General features: G+C 66.9%; 19 protein-coding genes. 16 read left to right on the forward strand and 3 right to left on the reverse strand.

What is annotated here, in order from left to right:
• Nucleotides 1–70 precede the first annotated feature (70 nt).
• The 3 genes from RO07_RS01080 to RO07_RS01090 all read right to left on the reverse strand — a co-directional run bounded on the left by RO07_RS01080 (nt 71) and on the right by RO07_RS01090 (nt 2,838).
• Complete coding sequence (locus RO07_RS01080; protein ID WP_039407313.1) at nt 71–1,015, reverse strand: PDR/VanB family oxidoreductase; 945 nt, start codon at nt 1,013–1,015, stop codon at nt 71–73.
• Nucleotides 1,012–2,070, reverse strand: a complete 1,059-nt coding sequence (locus RO07_RS01085) for an aromatic ring-hydroxylating dioxygenase subunit alpha (RefSeq protein WP_039407316.1) — start codon at nt 2,068–2,070, stop codon at nt 1,012–1,014. The genes RO07_RS01080 and RO07_RS01085 overlap by 4 nt, the downstream gene beginning before the upstream one ends.
• 99 nt (nt 2,071–2,169) lie before the next feature.
• Nucleotides 2,170–2,838, reverse strand: coding sequence for a GntR family transcriptional regulator (locus RO07_RS01090; protein ID WP_039407318.1), 669 nt, complete (start codon nt 2,836–2,838; stop codon nt 2,170–2,172).
• Between the two features lie 204 nt (nt 2,839–3,042).
• Between RO07_RS01090 and RO07_RS01095 the strand changes: the two genes are divergently transcribed.
• From RO07_RS01095 to slmA, 16 genes are all read left to right on the forward strand, one after another.
• Nucleotides 3,043–3,885 (forward strand): gallate dioxygenase, encoded by an 843-nt coding sequence (locus tag RO07_RS01095; RefSeq protein ID WP_039407322.1) that lies wholly within the window; start codon nt 3,043–3,045, stop codon nt 3,883–3,885.
• A complete protein-coding gene (locus tag RO07_RS01100; protein WP_039407325.1) occupies nt 3,882–4,241 on the forward strand; it encodes a protocatechuate 3,4-dioxygenase in 360 nt (119 codons plus the stop codon). Before RO07_RS01095 ends, RO07_RS01100 begins: the two co-directional genes overlap by 4 nt.
• A 21-nt stretch (nt 4,242–4,262) precedes the next feature.
• The gene (locus RO07_RS01105) at nt 4,263–5,648 is read left to right on the forward strand and encodes a LysR family transcriptional regulator (protein WP_039407326.1); all 1,386 of its coding nucleotides are present in this window, start codon (nt 4,263–4,265) and stop codon (nt 5,646–5,648) included.
• A 384-nt stretch (nt 5,649–6,032) separates the two neighbouring features.
• A complete protein-coding gene (locus tag RO07_RS01110) occupies nt 6,033–7,241 on the forward strand; it encodes an ABC transporter substrate-binding protein (protein ID WP_039407327.1) in 1,209 nt (402 codons plus the stop codon).
• A 37-nt stretch (nt 7,242–7,278) separates the two neighbouring features.
• Complete coding sequence (locus RO07_RS01115) at nt 7,279–8,151, forward strand: branched-chain amino acid ABC transporter permease (RefSeq protein ID WP_039407328.1); 873 nt, start codon at nt 7,279–7,281, stop codon at nt 8,149–8,151.
• Between the two features lie 13 nt (nt 8,152–8,164).
• Nucleotides 8,165–9,235 (forward strand): branched-chain amino acid ABC transporter permease, encoded by a 1,071-nt coding sequence (locus RO07_RS01120; protein ID WP_039407330.1) that lies wholly within the window; start codon nt 8,165–8,167, stop codon nt 9,233–9,235.
• Complete coding sequence (locus RO07_RS01125) at nt 9,232–9,984, forward strand: ABC transporter ATP-binding protein (RefSeq protein ID WP_039407332.1); 753 nt, start codon at nt 9,232–9,234, stop codon at nt 9,982–9,984. Before RO07_RS01120 ends, RO07_RS01125 begins: the two co-directional genes overlap by 4 nt.
• Nucleotides 9,977–10,696, forward strand: coding sequence for an ABC transporter ATP-binding protein (locus RO07_RS01130; protein ID WP_039407335.1), 720 nt, complete (start codon nt 9,977–9,979; stop codon nt 10,694–10,696). Before RO07_RS01125 ends, RO07_RS01130 begins: the two co-directional genes overlap by 8 nt.
• 30 nt (nt 10,697–10,726) lie before the next feature.
• A complete protein-coding gene (locus RO07_RS01135; RefSeq protein ID WP_039413826.1) occupies nt 10,727–11,482 on the forward strand; it encodes a PIG-L deacetylase family protein in 756 nt (251 codons plus the stop codon).
• Nucleotides 11,479–12,183, forward strand: a complete 705-nt coding sequence (locus RO07_RS01140; RefSeq protein ID WP_174234871.1) for a 4-carboxy-4-hydroxy-2-oxoadipate aldolase/oxaloacetate decarboxylase — start codon at nt 11,479–11,481, stop codon at nt 12,181–12,183. The genes RO07_RS01135 and RO07_RS01140 overlap by 4 nt, the downstream gene beginning before the upstream one ends.
• A 16-nt stretch (nt 12,184–12,199) precedes the next feature.
• Entirely contained in the window at nt 12,200–13,336 is a 1,137-nt protein-coding gene (locus RO07_RS01145) for a 4-oxalomesaconate tautomerase (RefSeq protein WP_039413832.1), read from the forward strand.
• A complete protein-coding gene (locus RO07_RS01150; RefSeq protein ID WP_039407337.1) occupies nt 13,333–14,088 on the forward strand; it encodes an alpha/beta fold hydrolase in 756 nt (251 codons plus the stop codon). Before RO07_RS01145 ends, RO07_RS01150 begins: the two co-directional genes overlap by 4 nt.
• Nucleotides 14,085–14,561, forward strand: a complete 477-nt coding sequence (locus RO07_RS01155) for a nuclear transport factor 2 family protein (RefSeq protein ID WP_052266920.1) — start codon at nt 14,085–14,087, stop codon at nt 14,559–14,561. Before RO07_RS01150 ends, RO07_RS01155 begins: the two co-directional genes overlap by 4 nt.
• A 287-nt stretch (nt 14,562–14,848) precedes the next feature.
• Nucleotides 14,849–15,922, forward strand: coding sequence for a porin (locus RO07_RS01160; RefSeq protein WP_039407339.1), 1,074 nt, complete (start codon nt 14,849–14,851; stop codon nt 15,920–15,922).
• Nucleotides 15,923–16,416: 494 nt separating this feature from the next.
• Nucleotides 16,417–17,208: a pyrimidine 5'-nucleotidase gene (locus tag RO07_RS01165; RefSeq protein WP_039407342.1), complete on the forward strand. Its 792-nt coding sequence runs from the start codon at nt 16,417–16,419 to the stop codon at nt 17,206–17,208.
• Between the two features lie 10 nt (nt 17,209–17,218).
• Nucleotides 17,219–17,875, forward strand: a complete 657-nt coding sequence (slmA, locus tag RO07_RS01170; RefSeq protein WP_039407345.1) for a nucleoid occlusion factor SlmA — start codon at nt 17,219–17,221, stop codon at nt 17,873–17,875.
• Nucleotides 17,876–18,180 lie beyond the last annotated feature (305 nt).

The raw sequence follows: 18,180 nt of genomic DNA on the forward strand, positions 1-18,180 counted from the left end.
ACTGTCGAACAGCCCTGCTCGAGACGCGAAGCGGGGCTGTTCGTTGGTGGAGACGGGCAGACGTGGCGGGCTACAAGTCGAGCACCAGCATGGGCGATTTGCTGCGCGAGCAGCACGGCAGGATCTGGTCGTTGGCCGCGCGCTCTTCGTCGGTCAGGTACACGTCGCGATGATCGGGCGTGCCGTCGATCACGCGCGTGAGGCAGGTGCCGCACACGCCTTGCTCGCACGACGTCTGCAGTTCCACGCCCTGCGCGGCGAGTGCGGCGACGATGGTCTCGCCGGCCTTCACGTCGACCACGCGGCCGCTCGAATGAAGCTTCACCTGGAACGGCCGGTCGTCATCGGTATCCGTCTGTGCGGGTGCGGCGAAGTATTCGCGGTGCACGTTGCCTTCGGGCCACTGGGCCGCTTCGGCGCGCGCGAGCACCGCTTCGATGAAACCGGTGGGGCCACATACGTACAGATGCTTGCCACTGGAGGGCTGCGCGAGAATCGCATCGAGGTCGGCGCGCTCGCCTTCGCTGTCGAAATAGAGACGCGTCCTTGCCGCGAGATCGTCCTGCGCGAAGCGATCGCGAAACGCGGTGCGCGCCGGTTCGCGCGTGCAGTAGTGCACCTCGAACGATGCTTCGCTTGCGGCGAGCGCCTGTGCCATGCAGAGAATCGGGGTTATGCCGATGCCGCCCGCGAGGAGGATGCTGTGCGTCGCCTGCGCCGAGAGCGGGAAGTGATTGCGCGGCTCGCTGATCTCGACTTCGGCGCCGGCGGCGAGCGCATGCATCGCCACGGAGCCGCCGCGCGAGGCCGGGTCGCGCAGTACGCCAACGCAATAGCGGTGCGTCTCGCCCGGCGCATTGCACAGCGAGTACTGCCGCACGAGTCCGCCGCCGAGCTGCACGTCGATGTGGGCCCCGGCCGTGAATGCCGGCAGCGGGCCGCCGTCGGCGCTCACGAACTCGAATTCGCAGATGTCGGTCGCGATATCGCGTCTGTTCGCCAGCCTGACTTTCATGCCGCGCTCTCCACGGTCGGCTTCGACGCGGCGCGCTCGGCCTCGATCAGACGATCGAGCACCTTGCGCGACTGCACGCCGCCGGCATCGATGTTGAGCTTGAGTATCTTCTTCTCCGGATATGCCGAGAGGTTGCGCTGCTGCGCTTCGAGCACTTCCTGGTCTTCGGCGAAGATACCGCCCTGGCCGCGCTTGATCGCGGCGGTCAGTTCGGCGTCCTGCGGCTTGAAGTTGCGCGCCATGCCCCAGAAGTACCAGATCGATTCTTCAGTTTCGGGCGTGATGAAGTCGACGACGATGCTGCCTGCCTTCTTGTCGGCGGGGGCCTCGTAACCGCCATGGCCCGCGTGCGCGACGCCCACTTCGATCATCACGTGGCTCGGCGGCGTGAAGCGGCAGATCTGCCAGCGGTCGCACGGCACCTGATCGTCCAGACCGTTCGCGCGCAGCGCGCTTGCCCAGAACGGCGGCGCCTTGATGTTCTCCATGTGGCGCGCGGTGATCACCATGTCGCCCTCGACGGTCGTCTTCGGCGGCGCCTCCTCGATCTCTTCCTGGCCGATGCTCGTCGCGTGCACGTAAGTCTCGTGCGTGAGATCCATCAGGTTGTCGATCATCAGACGGTAATCGCACTTGATGTGGTACAGACCGCCGCCATAGGCCCACTGATCGCTCACCGCCCATTCCAGGTGCGGGATCTCGTCGGGGTTGGCGAGCGAGGCGTCGCCCGGCCAGACCCACACGAAACCGTAGCGCTCCACGCAGGGGTAGGCGCGCGTCTTCGGAAAGCCGCCCACGCGCTGGCCGACCATCCTGGTGCACTTGCCGCCGCCGTCCACCGTCAGGCCGTGATAACCGCACACGAGGTGGCCGTCCTTCACGAAGCCCAGCGACAGGGCCGCGCCGCGGTGCGGGCAGAAGTCTTCGAGCGCGGCGACGTTGCCGTTCGCCTCGCGGAAGAAGACCATCGCTTCATTGCAGATCTTGCGGCCGAGCGGCTTGTCGGCGAACTCGTCCGGCGTGCAGGCCACGTACCAGGTGTTCTTGAGAAACATGATCGGTTGTCTCCTTGGCGCGCCTTCACGCGGCGCGCTCTCGTGTCGATGAGGGTGGAAAGTGATGAAAAACGGCCAATCGGTGGGGCGCGCCGACGCCTAGAGCAACTGCGCGCCCATGCTGTGCTCCTGTGTGACGATGTGCTCGCGGCACATGAACTCGGCCCGGTCGGGCTGGCGCGCCGCGATGGCCTCGACAATGGCGTGATGCTGACGGTGCGCGTACGCGATGATGTCCACGTACTGGCGTCGGTCCTCATGCCCGAACGCCACCGTGCGAGGCGCCACGAACGGCACGAGGTTGCAGCGCGCGATGAAGCCTTCGAGCAACGGATTACGCGCGCCGGTCACGAGCAGATCGTGAAAGCGCGCATTGAGCGACGCGTAACCGATCTGCACTTCGGGCGTCATGGTGTGGCCGGCGAGCAGCGCGTCGCCCTCGGCCAGCAACTCGCGCAACTGCCGCAGCAACTCGGCGCCGGCGCCCTTCTCGGCGAGCAGTCGCGCGGCATAACCCTCGAGCGCGCCGCGCAGATGCAGCGCCTCGACGCTCTCTTCGCGCGTGTGCGCCCGGACCGCGTAGCCGCGCTGCCCGGCGCGCACGACCAGTCCTTCTTCCGCGAGCACCGGCAGCGCCTGGCGCACCGGCATGCGCGACACACCCAACTGCTCGGCGAGCTTGGCCTCGGCCAGCCGCTCGCCCGGCGCGAGCTCACCCTTGAGGATCATCTCGCGCAATTGAACCGTCGTCGGCGTGGGGTGCAGCATGCGTTTCCTTTCGTTCGATGGGGGCCTGCCGGTCACGTCCGTCCCGGCTCTTTTTCATTATGGGATCCCGTAATGGCAAAACGCATCAGTAAATACCCTGCTTTATGCACATATGGGATCCCGGATAGACTCGGCGCTGCATAAATGCGGGTGCTTTCATCCCTTGCACCCGGGCATCACAAGACAAGAGACGGAGACGAAAGCGTGGCAAAGATCATTGGGGGGATCGGGACATCGCACGTGCCGACCATCGGCGTGGCGTACGACAAGGGCAAACAGCAGGATCCCGCGTGGGCGCCGCTGTTCCAGGGCTATGAGCCGGTGGCGAAGTGGCTGGCCGAGAAGCAGGCCGATGTGCTGGTTTTTTTCTACAACGACCATGCCACCACGTTCTTTTTCGACATGTACCCGACCTTCGCGCTGGGCGTGGGCGAGTCGTTCCCGATCGCCGACGAGGGCGCGGGGCTGCGTCCGCTGCCACCGATCCGGGGCGACGTGGCGCTGCAGGCGCATATCGCCGAGTCGCTCGTGAACGACGAGTTCGACATCACCGTGTTTCAGGACAAGCCGATCGATCACGGCTGCGCTTCGCCGCTGCCGCTGCTCTGGCCGCACAAGCCGGACTGGCCGGGTACCGTGGTGCCGATCGCGATCAACGTGCTGCAGTATCCGCTGCCGACCGGCCGCCGTTGCTATCGACTGGGGCAGGCCGTGCGACGCGCCATCGAGTCGTATCCGGAGGATCTGCGAGTGGTCGTTGTCGGCACGGGCGGACTGTCGCATCAGATCCACGGCGAACGCGCGGGTTACAACGACGAGGCCTGGGATCGCGAATTCCTGGAACTGCTCGAACATCAACCCGAGACGCTCGCCGAACTCAGGCATGTGGACTACGTGGAGCGCGGCGGCGCCGAGAGCGTCGAGCAGATCATGTGGCTGTCGATGCGTGGTGCGCTCGGCGCGCGCATCCGTCGCATCCACCTGAACTATTACCTGGCGACGACCACGGCGATGACCGTCGCGCTGTACGAGGAGGAGGCCGCATGAATCCGCAACTCGAAGGCATCGAGGCGATCACCGGCACGTATGCGTTCGATTTGCGCATCAGCAATCGCACGCTCAAGCTCAATCGCTTCTTCTGGCACATGATTCGCGCCGAGCACCGCGCGACGTACCTCGCCGATCCCGTCGCGGCCATGACCCAAGCCGGCCTCACTTCCGAAGAGCAGGCGATGGTGCAGGCGCAGGACTGGCTCGGGCTCGTGCGTCACGGCGTGAACTTCTTCGTGCTGGAGAAGTTCGCCCGCGTGGTGCGCAAGACCAATCTCGAGGTGTACGCGCTCATGCGCGGAGAAACGCTCGACGCGTTCATGGCGACCCGGCGCGTGCCGACGATGCGTTAAGCGCTCCAGAGCCCCACTCGCATGTCGGTCGACACCAGCATCAGTCTCACCACCGCGTCAGCGCCATCGTCCGCTCCGTCCGCTTCGTCGGCGATGTCGGCATCGGCGAGCGCGCGGCTCGGTTGCCACGAGCGCGGCACGTGGAGCCGCGCGCCAGAGAACAACGACGCCACGCTGCTGTACCGCAAGCTGCGCGGCCTGCGCGCCATGGTCGCGGTGCTCGAATGCGATTCGGTCGCGCGCGCGGCGCGCATGCTGCATCTCTCGCAGTCGGCGGTTGCGCGCTCGATCACCGACATCGAGACGGAGCTCGGCTTCCCGCTCTTTCACCGCAGCGGTCGTGGCCTGATTCCGAATGCGGCCGGCCAACGCCTGGGCGTGCGTGCGACGCGTGCGCTCGCCGAGTTGGCCAACGGATACCGCGAAGCGTTTGCCGCCACGGCGTCGCACGCCGACGGCGGCGCCCGGGCGGCGAGCCGCTTTGCCGCCGTCGTCGCACCGCAGCAGCTCACCAGCTTCATCGCGGTGGCGGAGCTTGGCAGCGGCCCGCTCGCGGCAAGCCGTCTGCAATGCTCGCAGCCGACGATTCAGCGCAACCTCGATCAACTCGAAGACCTCATCGGCATCAAGCTGTTCCGGCGCACGCCGCGCGGCACGCGCCTGACCGACGAGGCGCTGGCGTTGCTCGGTCCCGTCAAGCGCGCACTCGCCGAACTGGCGATCGCCGAGGACGAGCTCGCCCCATTCGGCGGACGTCAGCAGGGCACGGTGATCGTGGCGGCGCTGCCGCTCTCGAGCGGCTTTCTCCTGCCCAAGGCGATCGACAGCCTGCTGCACAAGTCGCCGTATCTCACGGTCACGGTTGTCGACGGCACGTACGAGGCGCTCGTTCGCCAGTTGCGTCAGGCGGACGTGGACATGATCGTCGGTGCCCTGCGCGCCAACGACGTGCCGCCGGACATGCGGCAGGAGGCACTGTTCGAAGACCATCTGTCGGTCGTGGCGCGCGCGGATCACCCGTGTCTGTCGCTGGGCCGCTCGCCCACGCTCGCCGAGCTGGCGCAGTACGGCTGGGTGAGTCCGCTGCCGTGCACGCCTGCGCGCGGCGTGTTCGAGCGCGTCTTTCAGGCGGAAGGTCTGTCGTTGCCGCAAACCCAGGTGCAAGCGAGCAGTTCTCCGGTGGTGCGCGGTTTGCTGTCGTCGAGCGACCGGCTCGCGCTGCTCTCGCCGGTGCAGATCACTTCGGAGTTGCGCACGGGCGAACTGGCGGTGGTGCCGGTGACGCTGCAGCATGCGCGCCGCGCCATCGGCGTGGCCACGCGTCGCGATGGCCTGCTCTCGCCGGCCGCGGAGCAATTGCTCGACGAGTTGCGCGCGCTCGCACCGACGATGCAGCACCCGACGTAAATCCCGCGTCACGGGCGCGACGAGCGCGGCGAAAATCGCCGGATTCGCCATGAGTTGCATGACGCTCCGCATGGCGTCGCGCGAGTTTTTCCCGGCGCGCGACGCGTTCTGACGACCTCCCGCCCGGCCTTGTGCGACGGGCGTTTCGGCGCGGGAACGAAAGGCGTCCCGCTACGCGAAATTTCGCTCACAAGGCGCGTCACATTACGTAGGGGAAATCTCGGGGATATACGAAAAACGCAACGCTCGACGCGGGACTTTCATTCGACGTCGCCATTTCGGCTGCCTAAGCTGTTCCGGACATCATCGAGAAGGCTCGCCACCCCCCGGCGCGCCTCATCGGAAAAACGGAGCGGCGCGCGACGCCGACGAGGAGACGACACCATGATGAAGCGCCACCTGTGGCTCGCTGTGGCACTCGCGAGCGTTTGCCAATTCACCGCCGTTCCCATCATTTCGGCGGCCCGTGCCGAAGAGGTCAAGATCGGCGTGCTGGGACTGTTTTCCGGTTCGGCCTCATGGTGGGGCACCGAGTACCGCCGCGGCCTCAACCTGTGGATGGAGCAGAACAAGGGCAAGGTCGGTGACGACACGCTCGTGCTGCTCGAGCGCGACGAAGGCGGCGTGAACCCGCAACGCACGCGTCAGCTCGCCCAGGAACTCGTGGTGCGGGACCAGGTGCAGTACCTGTTCGGCGGCTCGTACACCCCGAACGTGCTGGCGATGGCCGACGTGGCCAACCAGACCAGGACGCCGCTCGTGATCGGCAACTCGGGCACGTCGAGCGTCACGCTCAAGTCGCCATACTTCGTGCGCACCGGCTTCACGCAGTGGACCGTGAGCGTGCCACTCGTCCAGTACGCCGCGAGCAAGGGCGTCAAGAACGCGGCCATCGTGGTCGCCGACTTCGCCACGGGCTACGACGCCATCGACGCCTACTCGGAGACCTTCAAGAAGGCCGGCGGCACGATCAGCGCCGAAGTGAAGGTGCCGCTGGGCACCACGGACTTCTCCAGCTACCTGCAGCGCGTGCGCGACGCCAAGCCGCAGGCCGTCTTCATGTTCATGCCCGTCGGTCCGATGTCGGCAGGCTTCGTCAAGGCGTTCAAGGAGCGCGAACTCGACAAGGCGGGCATTCAGCTCTTCGCCACGACGGAGACGATGGAGTCGGATCTGCCCGCCATCGGCGACAGCGCGCTGGGCACCATCACCGCGTTGCACTACTCGCCGTTCCTCGACACGCCGGAGAACAACACGTTCCTGAAGGCCTACAAGGCCAAGTACGGTGCGGGTGCGCTGCCGTCGATCGCTTCGGTGGCGGCCTACGATTCGATGACGCTCATCGCTCAGATGATCAAGGCGACCAAGGGCAAGAAGGACGCGGACAAGGCGATCGCCGCCGTGAAGAGCTACAGCTGGACGAGCCCCCGCGGTCCGGTGTCGATCGATCCGAAGACGCGCGAGATCGTCCAGAACGTGTACATCCGCCGCGTGGAGACCATTGACGGCAAGCTCGGCAACAAGCCCGTCGAGACCTACAAGTCGGTGGCGGAGCCGTGGCATCAGAGCCACCCGCAGGTGGCCGCCAAGTAAGGCGGGCGACGTCGTTCAGTTCGTTCGGTAATTCCTCATGACGCAATCGCTTGCCACTTTCCTGTCATTGTCGATCGACGGCGTGGCCTACGGGATGCTGCTGTTTCTCATCTCCGTGGGTCTCACGGTCACGCTGGGCGTGATGCGCGTGGTCAATCTCGCGCACTCCGCCTTCGCCATGATCGGCGGCTATTTCACGCTTTGGGCCATGCAGCGCGCCGGCCTCGATTTCTTCGTCGCGCTGCTCGTCGGCGTCGCGGGCACCATGGTGCTCGGGGCGATTCTGGAGCGCACGCTGTATCGCTGGGTCTACACGGCCAACGGTCTGGGGCAGTTGCTCATGACGATCGGCCTCGCGTTCATCATCTGCGCGATTGCCAAACATCTCGCCGGTACCGAATTGCAGACGATTCCGGTGCCGCAGGGGCTGCGCGGCACGTGGGATTTCGGCGCCTTCTCGGTGTCGGTGTATCGCATCTTCGCGCTGGTGTGCAGCGCGGTCGTGGCCCTCGGTATCTGGTGGGGGCTCGAGCGCACGCCGTTCGGCGCGAAGCTGCGCGCGGCCGTCGACAATCCGCGCATGGCGCGCTGCGTCGGCATCGACGTGCCGCTCGTGTTCTCGATCACGTTCGCCATCGGTTGCGGTCTGTCGGGTCTTGGCGGCGCGCTGTCGAGCCAGATCCTGCCGCTCGAACCGTACTACGGCCTGAAGTACCTGGTGCTCGTGCTGATCGTGGTCGCCGCGGGCGGTCTGGGCAGCCTGCGCGGCTCGCTCTATGCGGGGCTGCTGCTGGGGCTCATCGACACGCTCGGCCGCTACTACGTGCCGGCGCTCGGCGCCTTCATGATCTACCTGGCCGTGCTGGCCATTCTGCTGATCCGCCCGCAAGGGTTGGTCGGTCGCGCCTGAGCGGAGGGTGACGATGTCTCATACGAATCCTTCGCAAGCGGCCGCGGGTGTCGCGCAGGTCGCGCCCGCGCTGCGCCGCAAGCGCCTCGGCGTGCTCGACGCGCTGCTGCTTCTCGCCGCCGTCGCCACGTACTTCTTCGCCGATCTGTATCTCGCGCTCGCCACGAGCGTGGTGATCATGATCGTCTTCGCGCTCTCGCTCGACCTCGTGCAGGGCTACTGCGGCATCGAGACGCTCGGCCACGCGGCGTTCTTCGGCAGCGGCGCCTACGCGGCGGGTCTCTTTGCGCTGCACGTGTCGCCCAACCCGCTGCTCGGGCTCGCGGCCGGCGCGGTGGTCGCGGCGGTCGTCGGTCTGGTCACGGGCATCGTGGTGCTGCGCGTGAGCGGCCTTACGCAGATCATGCTCACGCTGGCGTGCGCCACGCTGCTCTACGAGGCGGGCAACGTCGCCAAGTCGATCACGATGGGCGACGACGGCCTGACCGGCTACGCCATCGCACCCGTGCTTGGCCTGTTCGAGTTCGACATCTATGGCCACACGGCGTACGTCTATGCGCTCGTGGTGCTGGTCGTCGTCTACCTGTTCACGCAGTTCCTCGTGAACTCGCCGTTCGGTCTGACCGTGCAGGGCATTCGCGAGAACGCCATGCGCATGTCGCTGCTCGGCGTGCGCGTCGGTCTGCGTCGTCTGATGCTGTACACCATCGCGGCGTCCGTGGCCGGGGTGGCGGGCGCGCTCTCGGCGCAGGTGAACAACATCGTGGCGCTCGACACGCTGTCGTTCACGCTCTCGGCCAACGTGCTCGTGATGCTCGCGCTCGGCGGCACGGGACGCCTCTATGGCGCCGTGCTCGGGGCCGTCGTCTTCATGGTGCTCTCCGATCGCATCGCCGCCATCGATCCGACCAACTGGCTCGCCGCGCTCGGCGTGCTGCTGATCGTGGTCGTGCGTTTCGCGCCGAATGGTCTGATCGGTCTCGTCGATCGCTTCACCGCACGCCTGCGTCGCACGCGTCAGGCCGCGCCCGAGGCGCCGGCGCAGGCGCCCGCGACGACCCCGGACAAGGAGGTGACGCCGTGAGCGCCGCACTCGAAATCCAAGGGTTGTCCAAGCGTTTCGGCCAGCTCGATGTCACGCGCAACGTCAGCCTTTCGCTGCCCGTGGGTGCGCGCCACGCGCTGATCGGGCCGAACGGCGCCGGCAAGAGCACGTTGATGAACCTGCTCACGGGCGTGCTCAAGCCGAACGCCGGCGTCGTGCGCGTGGACGGCACCGACGTGACGACGATGCCGTCGCACAAGCGCGTGAAGCTCGGCCTTGCCCGCACGTTCCAGCTCAACACGCTGTTCGACACACTGACCGTGGCCGAGAACGTGGCCATGGCGCTCACCTCGCGACGCGGGCTCGACGGGCACATCGGCAGACCGTTGGCGGCTCGTCCAGCCGTGATCGAAGAGGCCGCGGAGCGCCTGCGCGCGCTCGGCATGCTCGAACTCGCAGGCAAACGCATCAACGAACTGGCCTACGGTCAACGTCGCCAGGTGGAGATCGCGCTGGGCCTCGCGCTCGATCCGAAAGTGCTGCTGCTCGACGAGCCGGTTGCCGGCGTGCCGTCGGGGCAGGGCCGCAAGCTGTTCGACCTGCTCGAACGCCTGCCCGAGGACGTGGCGGTGATGGTCATCGAACATGACATGGATCTGGTCTTCCGCTTTGCGCGCCGGATCACGGTGCTCGTCGAAGGCGCCGTGCTGATGGAAGGCGAGAAGGACGAAGTGCGCGGCGATCCGCGCGTGCGCGATATCTATCTGGGGCGTCGCCATCATGACTGACATCCTGCTCGAAGCCGGCGGGTTGTGCGCCGGCTATGGCGAAACCATCGTGCTCGAAGATCTGAGCCTGCGCGTCGGCGCCGGCGAGGCGGTGGCCATTCTCGGCCGCAACGGCGTGGGCAAGAGCACGTTGCTGCTCAGTCTGCTCGGCCTCACGACGCGCCACGGCGGCGTGGTGCGCTATCGCGGCGACGACGTCTCCTCGTGGCCCGCCTACAGGCGGGCGCGCGCCGGGCTCGCGCTGGTGCCGCAGGAGCGCGAGATTTTCAAGTCGCTCTCGGTCGAAGAGAACCTGCAGGTCTCGGCGATGGGCGCGTCCGACGACGCCTGGACGCTCGATCGCGTCTATGACCTTTTCCCCCGGCTGCACGAGCGGCGTCGCAACCTCGGCAACCAGCTCTCCGGTGGCGAACAGCAGATGCTTGCCATCGGCCGCGCGCTGATCGGCAATCCACGCGTGGTGCTGTTCGACGAGCCGTTCGAAGGACTGGCGCCCGTGATCGTCGATCAACTGGTCGACGCGTTCTGGAAGCTGCGCGCGGACGGCGGCATGGGCGTGGTGCTCGTGGAGCAGCACGCGGAGCTGGGACTCGAGCTGACCGATCGCGCACTGGTGCTCGACCGGGGCCGCGAAGTCTGGGCCGGCCACAGCCGCGATCTGGCCGCATCGCCCGAACTGCTCGGCACGCTGGTCGGGCTCGAGAGCGCGTAAGCATTGGCAATACCGATGGATGAAAAACCCATGAGCACATCACAGAACACGCAAACTCCCGGCCGCGCAGGCCTCGTCGTCAGCGCGCACTCGGCGGATTTCGTCTGGCGCGCTGCCGGCACCATCGCCACGCACGTCGCGCAGGGCTATCGCATGAAGGTCGTGTGCCTGTCGTTCGGCGAGCGTGGCGAATCGGCCAAGCTCTGGCGCAAGGGCGCGGAGATGACCGAAGCGAAGGTCAAGGCGGCACGTCGCGAAGAAGCGCAGCGCGCGGCCGACATTCTCGGCGCGGAGATCGAATTCCTCGACATCGGCGACTACCCGATGCGTGTGTCGGACGACACGCTGTTCAAGCTCGTCGACATCTACCGCGAGCTGCAACCGTCGTTCGTGCTGAGCCATTCGGAGAAGGATCCGTACAACTTCGATCACCCGCTCGCGATGCACGTCACGCAGGAAGCGCGCGTGATCGCCCAGGCCGAAGGCCACAAACCGGGCGAGAAGATCATCGGCGCACCCACCGTGCTGGCGTTCGAGCCGCACCAGACCGAGCAGTGCGAGTGGATCCCCAACACGTTCGTCGACATCACGCCGGTGTGGGACAGGAAGCGTGCCGCCATCGAATGCATGGCCGGGCAGGAACACCTGTGGGACTACTACACGCGCGTGGCGTTGCAGCGCGGCGTGCAGGCCAAGCGCAACATCGGCATCACCGCCGCGCGCGACATCAAGTATGCGGAAGGGCTGATGCGCCTTACGCCCACCGTCACGGAGCAATTGTCATGATTCGCGGCGTCGTCGTTCGTCAGATTCCCCGCGTCGATGCCGCCACGCTCGACATCCTGCGCAACGCCGGCAGCGCGACCGTGCACGAGGCGCAAAGTCGTCTCGGGCTGATGGCCACGTACCTGCGTCCGATCTACGCGGGCGCGTGCGTGGCGGGCAGCGCCGTGACGGTGCTCGCGCCGCCGTCCGACAACTGGATGCTGCACGTCGCGGTGGAGCAGGCGCAGGCGGGCGACATCGTCGTCGTGGGCGTGACGTCGCCGTGCGACGACGGCTACTTCGGCGATCTGCTCGCCACGTCGATGAAGGCGCGCGGCGTGGCCGGGCTGATCATCGACGCCGGCTGCCGCGACGTCGGCACGCTTACCGGGATGCGGTTCCCGGTATGGTCCAAGGCGATCTCGTCGCAGGGCACGGTGAAGGAAACGCTCGGCTCGGTCAACGTGCCGGTGGTGTGCGCGAACCAGATCGTGCACCCGGGCGACGTGATCGTCGCCGACGACGACGGCGTGGTCGTGGTGCCGCACGCCACGGCGCAAACCGTGGCGAAAGCGGCGGCCGCGCGCGGTGCCGATGAGGCCTACAAGCGCAGTGTGCTGGCAGGCGGCACGCTGGGGCTCGATTACTACAAGATGCGCGAGCGTCTCGCCGAGAAAGGTCTGCGCTACGTCGACTCGCTCGACGAGCTGCGGGGCCGGTGACGACCGCATGGGCGCCATGAACGACATCAGACATTCACAGACGCGCATTCCGGCCGCCGTCCTGCGCGGCGGCACCTCGAAGGGGCTGTATTTTCTCGCCGAGGATCTGCCTGCGGATGCGGCGACGCGCGACGCCGTGCTGCTCGCCGCGATGGGCTCGCCCGACGCGCGCCAGATCGACGGCATGGGCGGCGCGAACCCGCTCACGAGCAAGGTGGCGATCGTCTCGCGTGCGACGCGGCCCGATGCTGACGTCGACTATCTCTTTGCCCAGGTCATGGTAGACGAGGCGCGCGTGGACTACGGACAGAACTGCGGCAACCTGCTCGCAGGCGTGGGGCCGTTTGCGATCGAGCGGGGGCTCGTCGCGATGGCGGGCGACGTGACCGACGTCGTCATTCACATGGTCAACACGGGGCAGGTGGCGGTCGCCACGGTGCAGACCCCCGGTGGCCAGGTGAGGTACGACGGCGACGTGGCCATCGACGGCGTGCCGGGCACGGCCGCACCGATCCCCTTGATGTTTCGCGACACCGCGGGTTCGACCTGCGGCGCGCTGTTTCCGACGGGACGGCGTCAGGACGTGGTCGAAGGCGTCGCCGTGACGTGCATCGACAACGGCATGCCGCTCGTGCTCATGCGCGCGGCGGATGTGGGATGCATCGGCACGGAGCCATGGCAGGAACTGGACGCGAGCGCCGATTTCCAGACGATGCGCGACCGGATCGAGGCGATCCGTCTGGCGCTCGGCGAACGTATGAATCTTGGCGACGTGCGATCGCGCACGGTGCCCAAGATGTGTCTCGTCGCCCCGCCGCAAGCGGGCGGGGCGCTCGCGACGCGGTGTTTCATTCCCCACCGCTGCCACTCGTCCATCGGCGTGCTGGCGGCCGTGAGCGTGGCGAGCGCCGCGGCGTTGCCGGGGACGGTCTGTCATGAGATGGCGGTGGTGCCGGAAGGAGACGCGCCGTTGCTCGCCATCGAGCATCCGACCGGCGAATTCACGGTCCGCCTGGCGCTCGGGACGAACGCCGCGGGCGAGCTCGAAGTCACTGGCGCGGGCCTGCTTCGCACGGCGCGCTGGCTCTTCGACGGTCAGGTGTGTGTACCGCGTAACGTCTGGACGGTCCGGACGCAGGGAGGGAAGTCATGAGCACCGAACGTCCCCCGTTGCTCATGCTTCCCGGCTTGCTCTGCGACCAGGTCGCCTGGGCCGCCACGGCGGCATGGCTGCCGCGGTTCGACTGCCGCGTGCCGTCGTGGGGCGCGCTCGATACCATCGGCGCGATGGCGGAACACGTGCTGGCCACGGTGGCCGAGCCGCGGTTCGCGCTCGCCGGCCACTCGATGGGCGGACGCGTCGCGCTCGAAGTCGTACGCCGAGCGCCGCAGCGCGTGACCCATCTCGCACTGCTCGACACCGGTTACCAGGCGCTGCCCGAGGGGGAGGCCGCCGAGAAGGAACGGGCCGGGCGCGCCGCGCTGCTCGCACGGGCGCGCGCCGAGGGCATGCGCGCGATGGGCCAGGCGTGGGCGACCGGCATGGTGCATCCCGACCAGATCGCGACGCCGCTTTTCGAATCGATTCTCGACATGATCGAGCGCAGCAACCCCGCGCAGTTCGCGGCGCAGATTCATGCTCTGCTGGGCCGGCCCGACGCGACCGGGCTGCTGGGCGAACTGCGTTGCCCCACGCTCGTGCTGTGCGGACGGCAGGACACCTGGAGCCCGCTCGCGCGGCACGAAATCATGGCCAGCCTGATTCCGGACGCGGTGCTGCGCGTCGTCGAACACAGCGGTCACATGTGTCCGATGGAGCGCCCGCGGGAAGTGGCCGACGCGATGCGCGAATGGCTGGCGCGGCCCGCGCCGAATGCCGGGACGATGCAAGGGGGCAAGGCATGACACAAGTCCTTCACCAAACGGCGTCCGGCGTCGACGGCCACACACTCGATGCGGTGCTCGCGAAGCAGGCTTGTTACGACCTCGTGATGCGCTTCGTCGCGTGCAATGACCGGCGCGACCCGCGGGGGCTCGCGGCGCTCTTCGCGGAAACGGGCGTGCTCGTGCGCCCGAACGGCGACACGCTCGTCGGCCCGGCCGCGATTGCGGCGGCCTATGCGGATCGCCCGGCGGACCGGCTCACGCGGCATCTCGTGGGCAACGTACTGATCGACGTGACGTCGGCGACGAGCGCGGTCGGCAGCAGCACCGTACTGCTATGGAGCGGCTCGGCGCGGGACACGCCGGGGCCGTTCGGACGCCCGGCGCAGGGGCGTCAGGTGATGGGCGAGTTCGAGGACACGTTCGTGCGCACCGCACAGGGCTGGCGTATTGCCCGTCGCGAGGCGCGCTTCACATTCGTGCGCGAGGCGTGAAGAAAAATCAGCGCTTCACGCCGCGCGAAGAGATATCGGTGTGTTCGGCCGACGGGCAGTCGTATCGCCCAGGAGGCGGCAGGACACACCGGTAATGCTGCGAAGTTGCCGAATGACAGGGCAGTAGGCAACAGAGGCAACAGGCAGCGCAAGCGCAGTAACCGAAGTTGCAGTGCCGCAGTAAAACCGGCTGGGCAGGCGACATTGCCCCCGGTCCGGCGTTTGACTCATGGGGGTGAGCAGACCCTCGAAGCTGTGTATTCAAAAACAAGGGGACAGAAGTGAAAATGAAACACGCATTGGCCGCAGGCCTGCTGCTGGGTGCGGGACTGGCTCACGCACAAAGCAACGTGACGCTGTACGGGATCATCGATACCGGCATCGCGTATTACAACAACGCCGCCAACGGCGGCAGCTTCATCGGCGAGCCGACCCTCACGGGCAAGGTGCCGTCGCGCTTCGGCCTCAAGGGCGTCGAGGATCTGGGGGGCGGTCTGAAGGCCGTCTTCACGTTGGAAAACGGCTTCCAGCCGGGCACCGGGGGCCTGAACTACGGCAATCGTCTGTTCGGTCGTCAGGCGAACGTCGGTCTGTCGGGCGCCTGGGGGACGTTCCTCATCGGCCGCCAGAACAACATGACGTTCTACGTGACCGGCAACGCGGACGTGATCGGACCGTCGATCTTCTCGCTCGCGAGTATCGACCCGTACATCGCCAACGCACGTAGCGACAGTGCCGTCGGCTACATGGGCAAGTTCTCCGGCGTGACCGTCGGCGCGACGTACAGCTTCGGGCGCGACGGCTCGTCCGCCGGCGGTCCGTCGGCCACGAACTGCGCGGGCAACGTGGCCGGCAACTACCAGGCGTGCAAGCAATTCACCGGCCTGATCGGCTACGACTACCAGAACTTCGGGATCGCGGCCTCGTACGACCAGATGCGCGGCAACACCGGCGCCGCCGCACCGCTGACGAACTCGAACTACACCGACTCGCACTCGGTCATCAATGCGTACTACAAGTGGTCCACCGGCCGCGTGGGCGGTGGCTGGATTCACCGCAACGTGAGCGCGGACGCCGCATCGCTGCGCTCGGACATCTACTTCATCGGCGTCACCTATCTGCCGACGATCACCTGGGCGTTCGACGCGCAGGCCATTCGTTACCAGTTGAAGAGCAAAGCCAACGCGACGATGCTCATCGGCCGTGCCACGTATTCGCTGTCTAAGCGCACGTCGCTGTACGGCATGGCGGGCTGGGTGGCCAACAGCAAGAACGGCAACGTGGCGATCGCCGCGGGCGGTTCGGTCGTCACCGGCGGCAATCAGTTCGGCACGATGCTGGGCATCCAGCACACGTTCTGATCGCCGGCAAGCAAAACGCGGCGCGGCGCGCTCCAGCGGCATGAGACGTCCGGGGGGACGACTCATGCCGGCGCCGTGCGGCGTCACTCCCGATGCGCGGTATACGACGTGGTGGCGGTGCCGCGCGCCACGAGAGAGTGATCCGGCAGACGTCGCGCGGCAGCACCGTGTGCCGCCGTACATTCCCCGAGCTGCACCATCGCGCGCGATTTTCCTGCCCGGCCCGGGACCAGAGGCTTGTCACATCTGCGGAACTTCCCCGGGCCGTATTTTTTCTTCGTTGGCGGCGCAAGTCCGCCGGGCGGATTTGTCAAAGCACGCCACGCACGCTAGCATCGTGCTTTCGTCGCGGCTGCCCCGCGTTCGATACCCCGACTCCGGCTGAAACCGCCCATCGGGGCGCCATGCGGAGCACGACTCCGGCCTGCGCGGCGGGAGACGCCTTCAGGGCGGACGGCAGCCGATCCCCCTACGCATCCACTTGCGCTTTTTCTGTGGCTTCTATTCACGTCCTGAGCCGGCGTCGCCGGGCGCATCGCGCCCGCAGCGAGCACGGCACGCGCGGCTCGGTCTGGTTGTTCGATCTGGACAACACGTTGCACCGTGCGTCGCATGCGATCTTCCCGCGCATCAATCGCGCGATGACGGCCTATATCGTCGAGAAGCTGGGGCTGCCGCAGGACGAGGCCAATCGCCTGCGCTCCGACTACACCGAGCGATATGGCGCGGTGCTGCTCGGCCTGATCCGGCATCACGCCATCGATCCCCACGAATTCCTTCAACGCGTCCATGAACTGCCGCCGCTGGCCGAAGTGCTGCGCGCGGAGCGGGGCATCGCCCGCCTGTTCGCCGGGCTGCCGGGACGCAAGATCCTGTTGACCAACGCGCCGGCGCACTACGCGCTGCCGATCGTCGAGGCGTTGGGCATTCGCCGTCATTTCGAGCGCTGCGTGAGTATCGAGGACATGGCCGACCGGCGCGGCTGGCGCGCCAAGCCCGATGCGACCATGCTGCGCCGGCTGCTCGCGCGCGAGCGGCTCGCGCCGCATCGCACGTGGCTGGTGGAGGACACGCGCTCGCATCTGAAACACCTGCGGCATTTCGGCATCAAGACCGTCTGGATCACGGGACACTTGCCTGTCAGAAACAGTCTTGGCGACGCAATGCCGCGCAGTGGGCGCCCACACTATGTGGATATCAAAGTACAATCTCTGCGCGAGTTACGGGCGCGCCTTGCGACCGGGGCCGGAGCCCAGGCCGCCCGACAATCAAATCCCTACCGATAACGACCAGACGATGCAGCAGGAAAACTCTTCGAGCGGCGCCGGCTACGGCGCTGCCGATGCGCTGGAGGCCGCACCCGCGCCGGTAAAGACAAGCCGCCCCAAGCCGGGCGAGCGCCGCGTGCAGGTGTTGCAGACCCTCGCAGCCATGCTCGAGACGCCCAAGGGCGAGAAGATCACCACGGCGGCGCTTGCCGCACGGCTCGATGTCTCGGAGGCGGCGCTCTATCGCCACTTCGCGAGCAAGGCCCAGATGTTCGAAGGACTCATCGAGTTCATCGAGCAGACCATTTTCGGCTTGATCAACCAGATCTCCGCGCAGGATCAGGACGGCGTGTCGCAGGCGCGCGCCATCGTGCTGATGCTGCTCGGTTTCGCCGAGAAGAACCCCGGCATGACGCGCGTGCTGACCGGCGAAGCGCTCGTCGGCGAGAACGAGCGCCTGCAGGAGCGCATGAATCAGTTGCTCGACCGCATCGAGGCGTCGCTGCGCCAGGTACTGCGCCTGGCGGCGGCCAACGGCACGCTGCCCGAGACCTTCGACGCCAACTCGCGCGCCAACCTGCTCGTGTCCTACGTGCTGGGCCGCTGGCACCGTTTCGCCAAGAGCGGCTTCAAGCGCTCGCCGGCCGAGGGGGCCGAACCGCAGGTCGCCGCGCTTCTGCGCTGAGGCGGGCCTCGTCTGCGCTGCCTGCGCGGATTACGTTATACTTTTGCAGCACGCGACAGGATTGCCGGCCATTCGAGCGGTCCTGTCGCCACGATTGGCGCGCCGATTTGGTGACTCGCTTGCGGGCGCGCGAATGACTCTGCCGGGGTTCCCGGGCGAGGCCATTCATTACAAATGCGGCTAAAGAGGTCGTTCGCGCACCCCGCCGTCTTTTCATCGACCCCTTTTCCCGCATAGAACGCCTGAGGACGCTGTCCGTCGACGCTCGTCGAGCGGGACGCCGCCCCAGCATGTTTCGGACAGGG

This window comes from Pandoraea pulmonicola, from assembly GCF_000815105.2.
Taxonomy (GTDB): Bacteria; Pseudomonadota; Gammaproteobacteria; order Burkholderiales; family Burkholderiaceae; genus Pandoraea; species Pandoraea pulmonicola.

Coding starts and splice junctions, on each gene's coding strand:
- RO07_RS01080 (WP_039407313.1), bottom strand. CDS start 1,015: ATGAAAGTCAGGCTGGCGAACAGACGCGATATCGCGACCGACATCTGC.
- RO07_RS01085 (WP_039407316.1), bottom strand. CDS start 2,070: ATGTTTCTCAAGAACACCTGGTACGTGGCCTGCACGCCGGACGAGTTC.
- RO07_RS01090 (WP_039407318.1), bottom strand. CDS start 2,838: ATGCTGCACCCCACGCCGACGACGGTTCAATTGCGCGAGATGATCCTC.
- RO07_RS01100 (WP_039407325.1), top strand. CDS start 3,882: ATGAATCCGCAACTCGAAGGCATCGAGGCGATCACCGGCACGTATGCG.
- RO07_RS01105 (WP_039407326.1), top strand. CDS start 4,263: ATGTCGGTCGACACCAGCATCAGTCTCACCACCGCGTCAGCGCCATCG.
- RO07_RS01110 (WP_039407327.1), top strand. CDS start 6,033: ATGATGAAGCGCCACCTGTGGCTCGCTGTGGCACTCGCGAGCGTTTGC.
- RO07_RS01115 (WP_039407328.1), top strand. CDS start 7,279: ATGACGCAATCGCTTGCCACTTTCCTGTCATTGTCGATCGACGGCGTG.
- RO07_RS01120 (WP_039407330.1), top strand. CDS start 8,165: ATGTCTCATACGAATCCTTCGCAAGCGGCCGCGGGTGTCGCGCAGGTC.
- RO07_RS01130 (WP_039407335.1), top strand. CDS start 9,977: ATGACTGACATCCTGCTCGAAGCCGGCGGGTTGTGCGCCGGCTATGGC.
- RO07_RS01135 (WP_039413826.1), top strand. CDS start 10,727: ATGAGCACATCACAGAACACGCAAACTCCCGGCCGCGCAGGCCTCGTC.
- RO07_RS01140 (WP_174234871.1), top strand. CDS start 11,479: ATGATTCGCGGCGTCGTCGTTCGTCAGATTCCCCGCGTCGATGCCGCC.
- RO07_RS01145 (WP_039413832.1), top strand. CDS start 12,200: ATGAACGACATCAGACATTCACAGACGCGCATTCCGGCCGCCGTCCTG.
- RO07_RS01150 (WP_039407337.1), top strand. CDS start 13,333: ATGAGCACCGAACGTCCCCCGTTGCTCATGCTTCCCGGCTTGCTCTGC.
- RO07_RS01155 (WP_052266920.1), top strand. CDS start 14,085: ATGACACAAGTCCTTCACCAAACGGCGTCCGGCGTCGACGGCCACACA.
- RO07_RS01160 (WP_039407339.1), top strand. CDS start 14,849: ATGAAACACGCATTGGCCGCAGGCCTGCTGCTGGGTGCGGGACTGGCT.
- slmA (WP_039407345.1), top strand. CDS start 17,219: ATGCAGCAGGAAAACTCTTCGAGCGGCGCCGGCTACGGCGCTGCCGAT.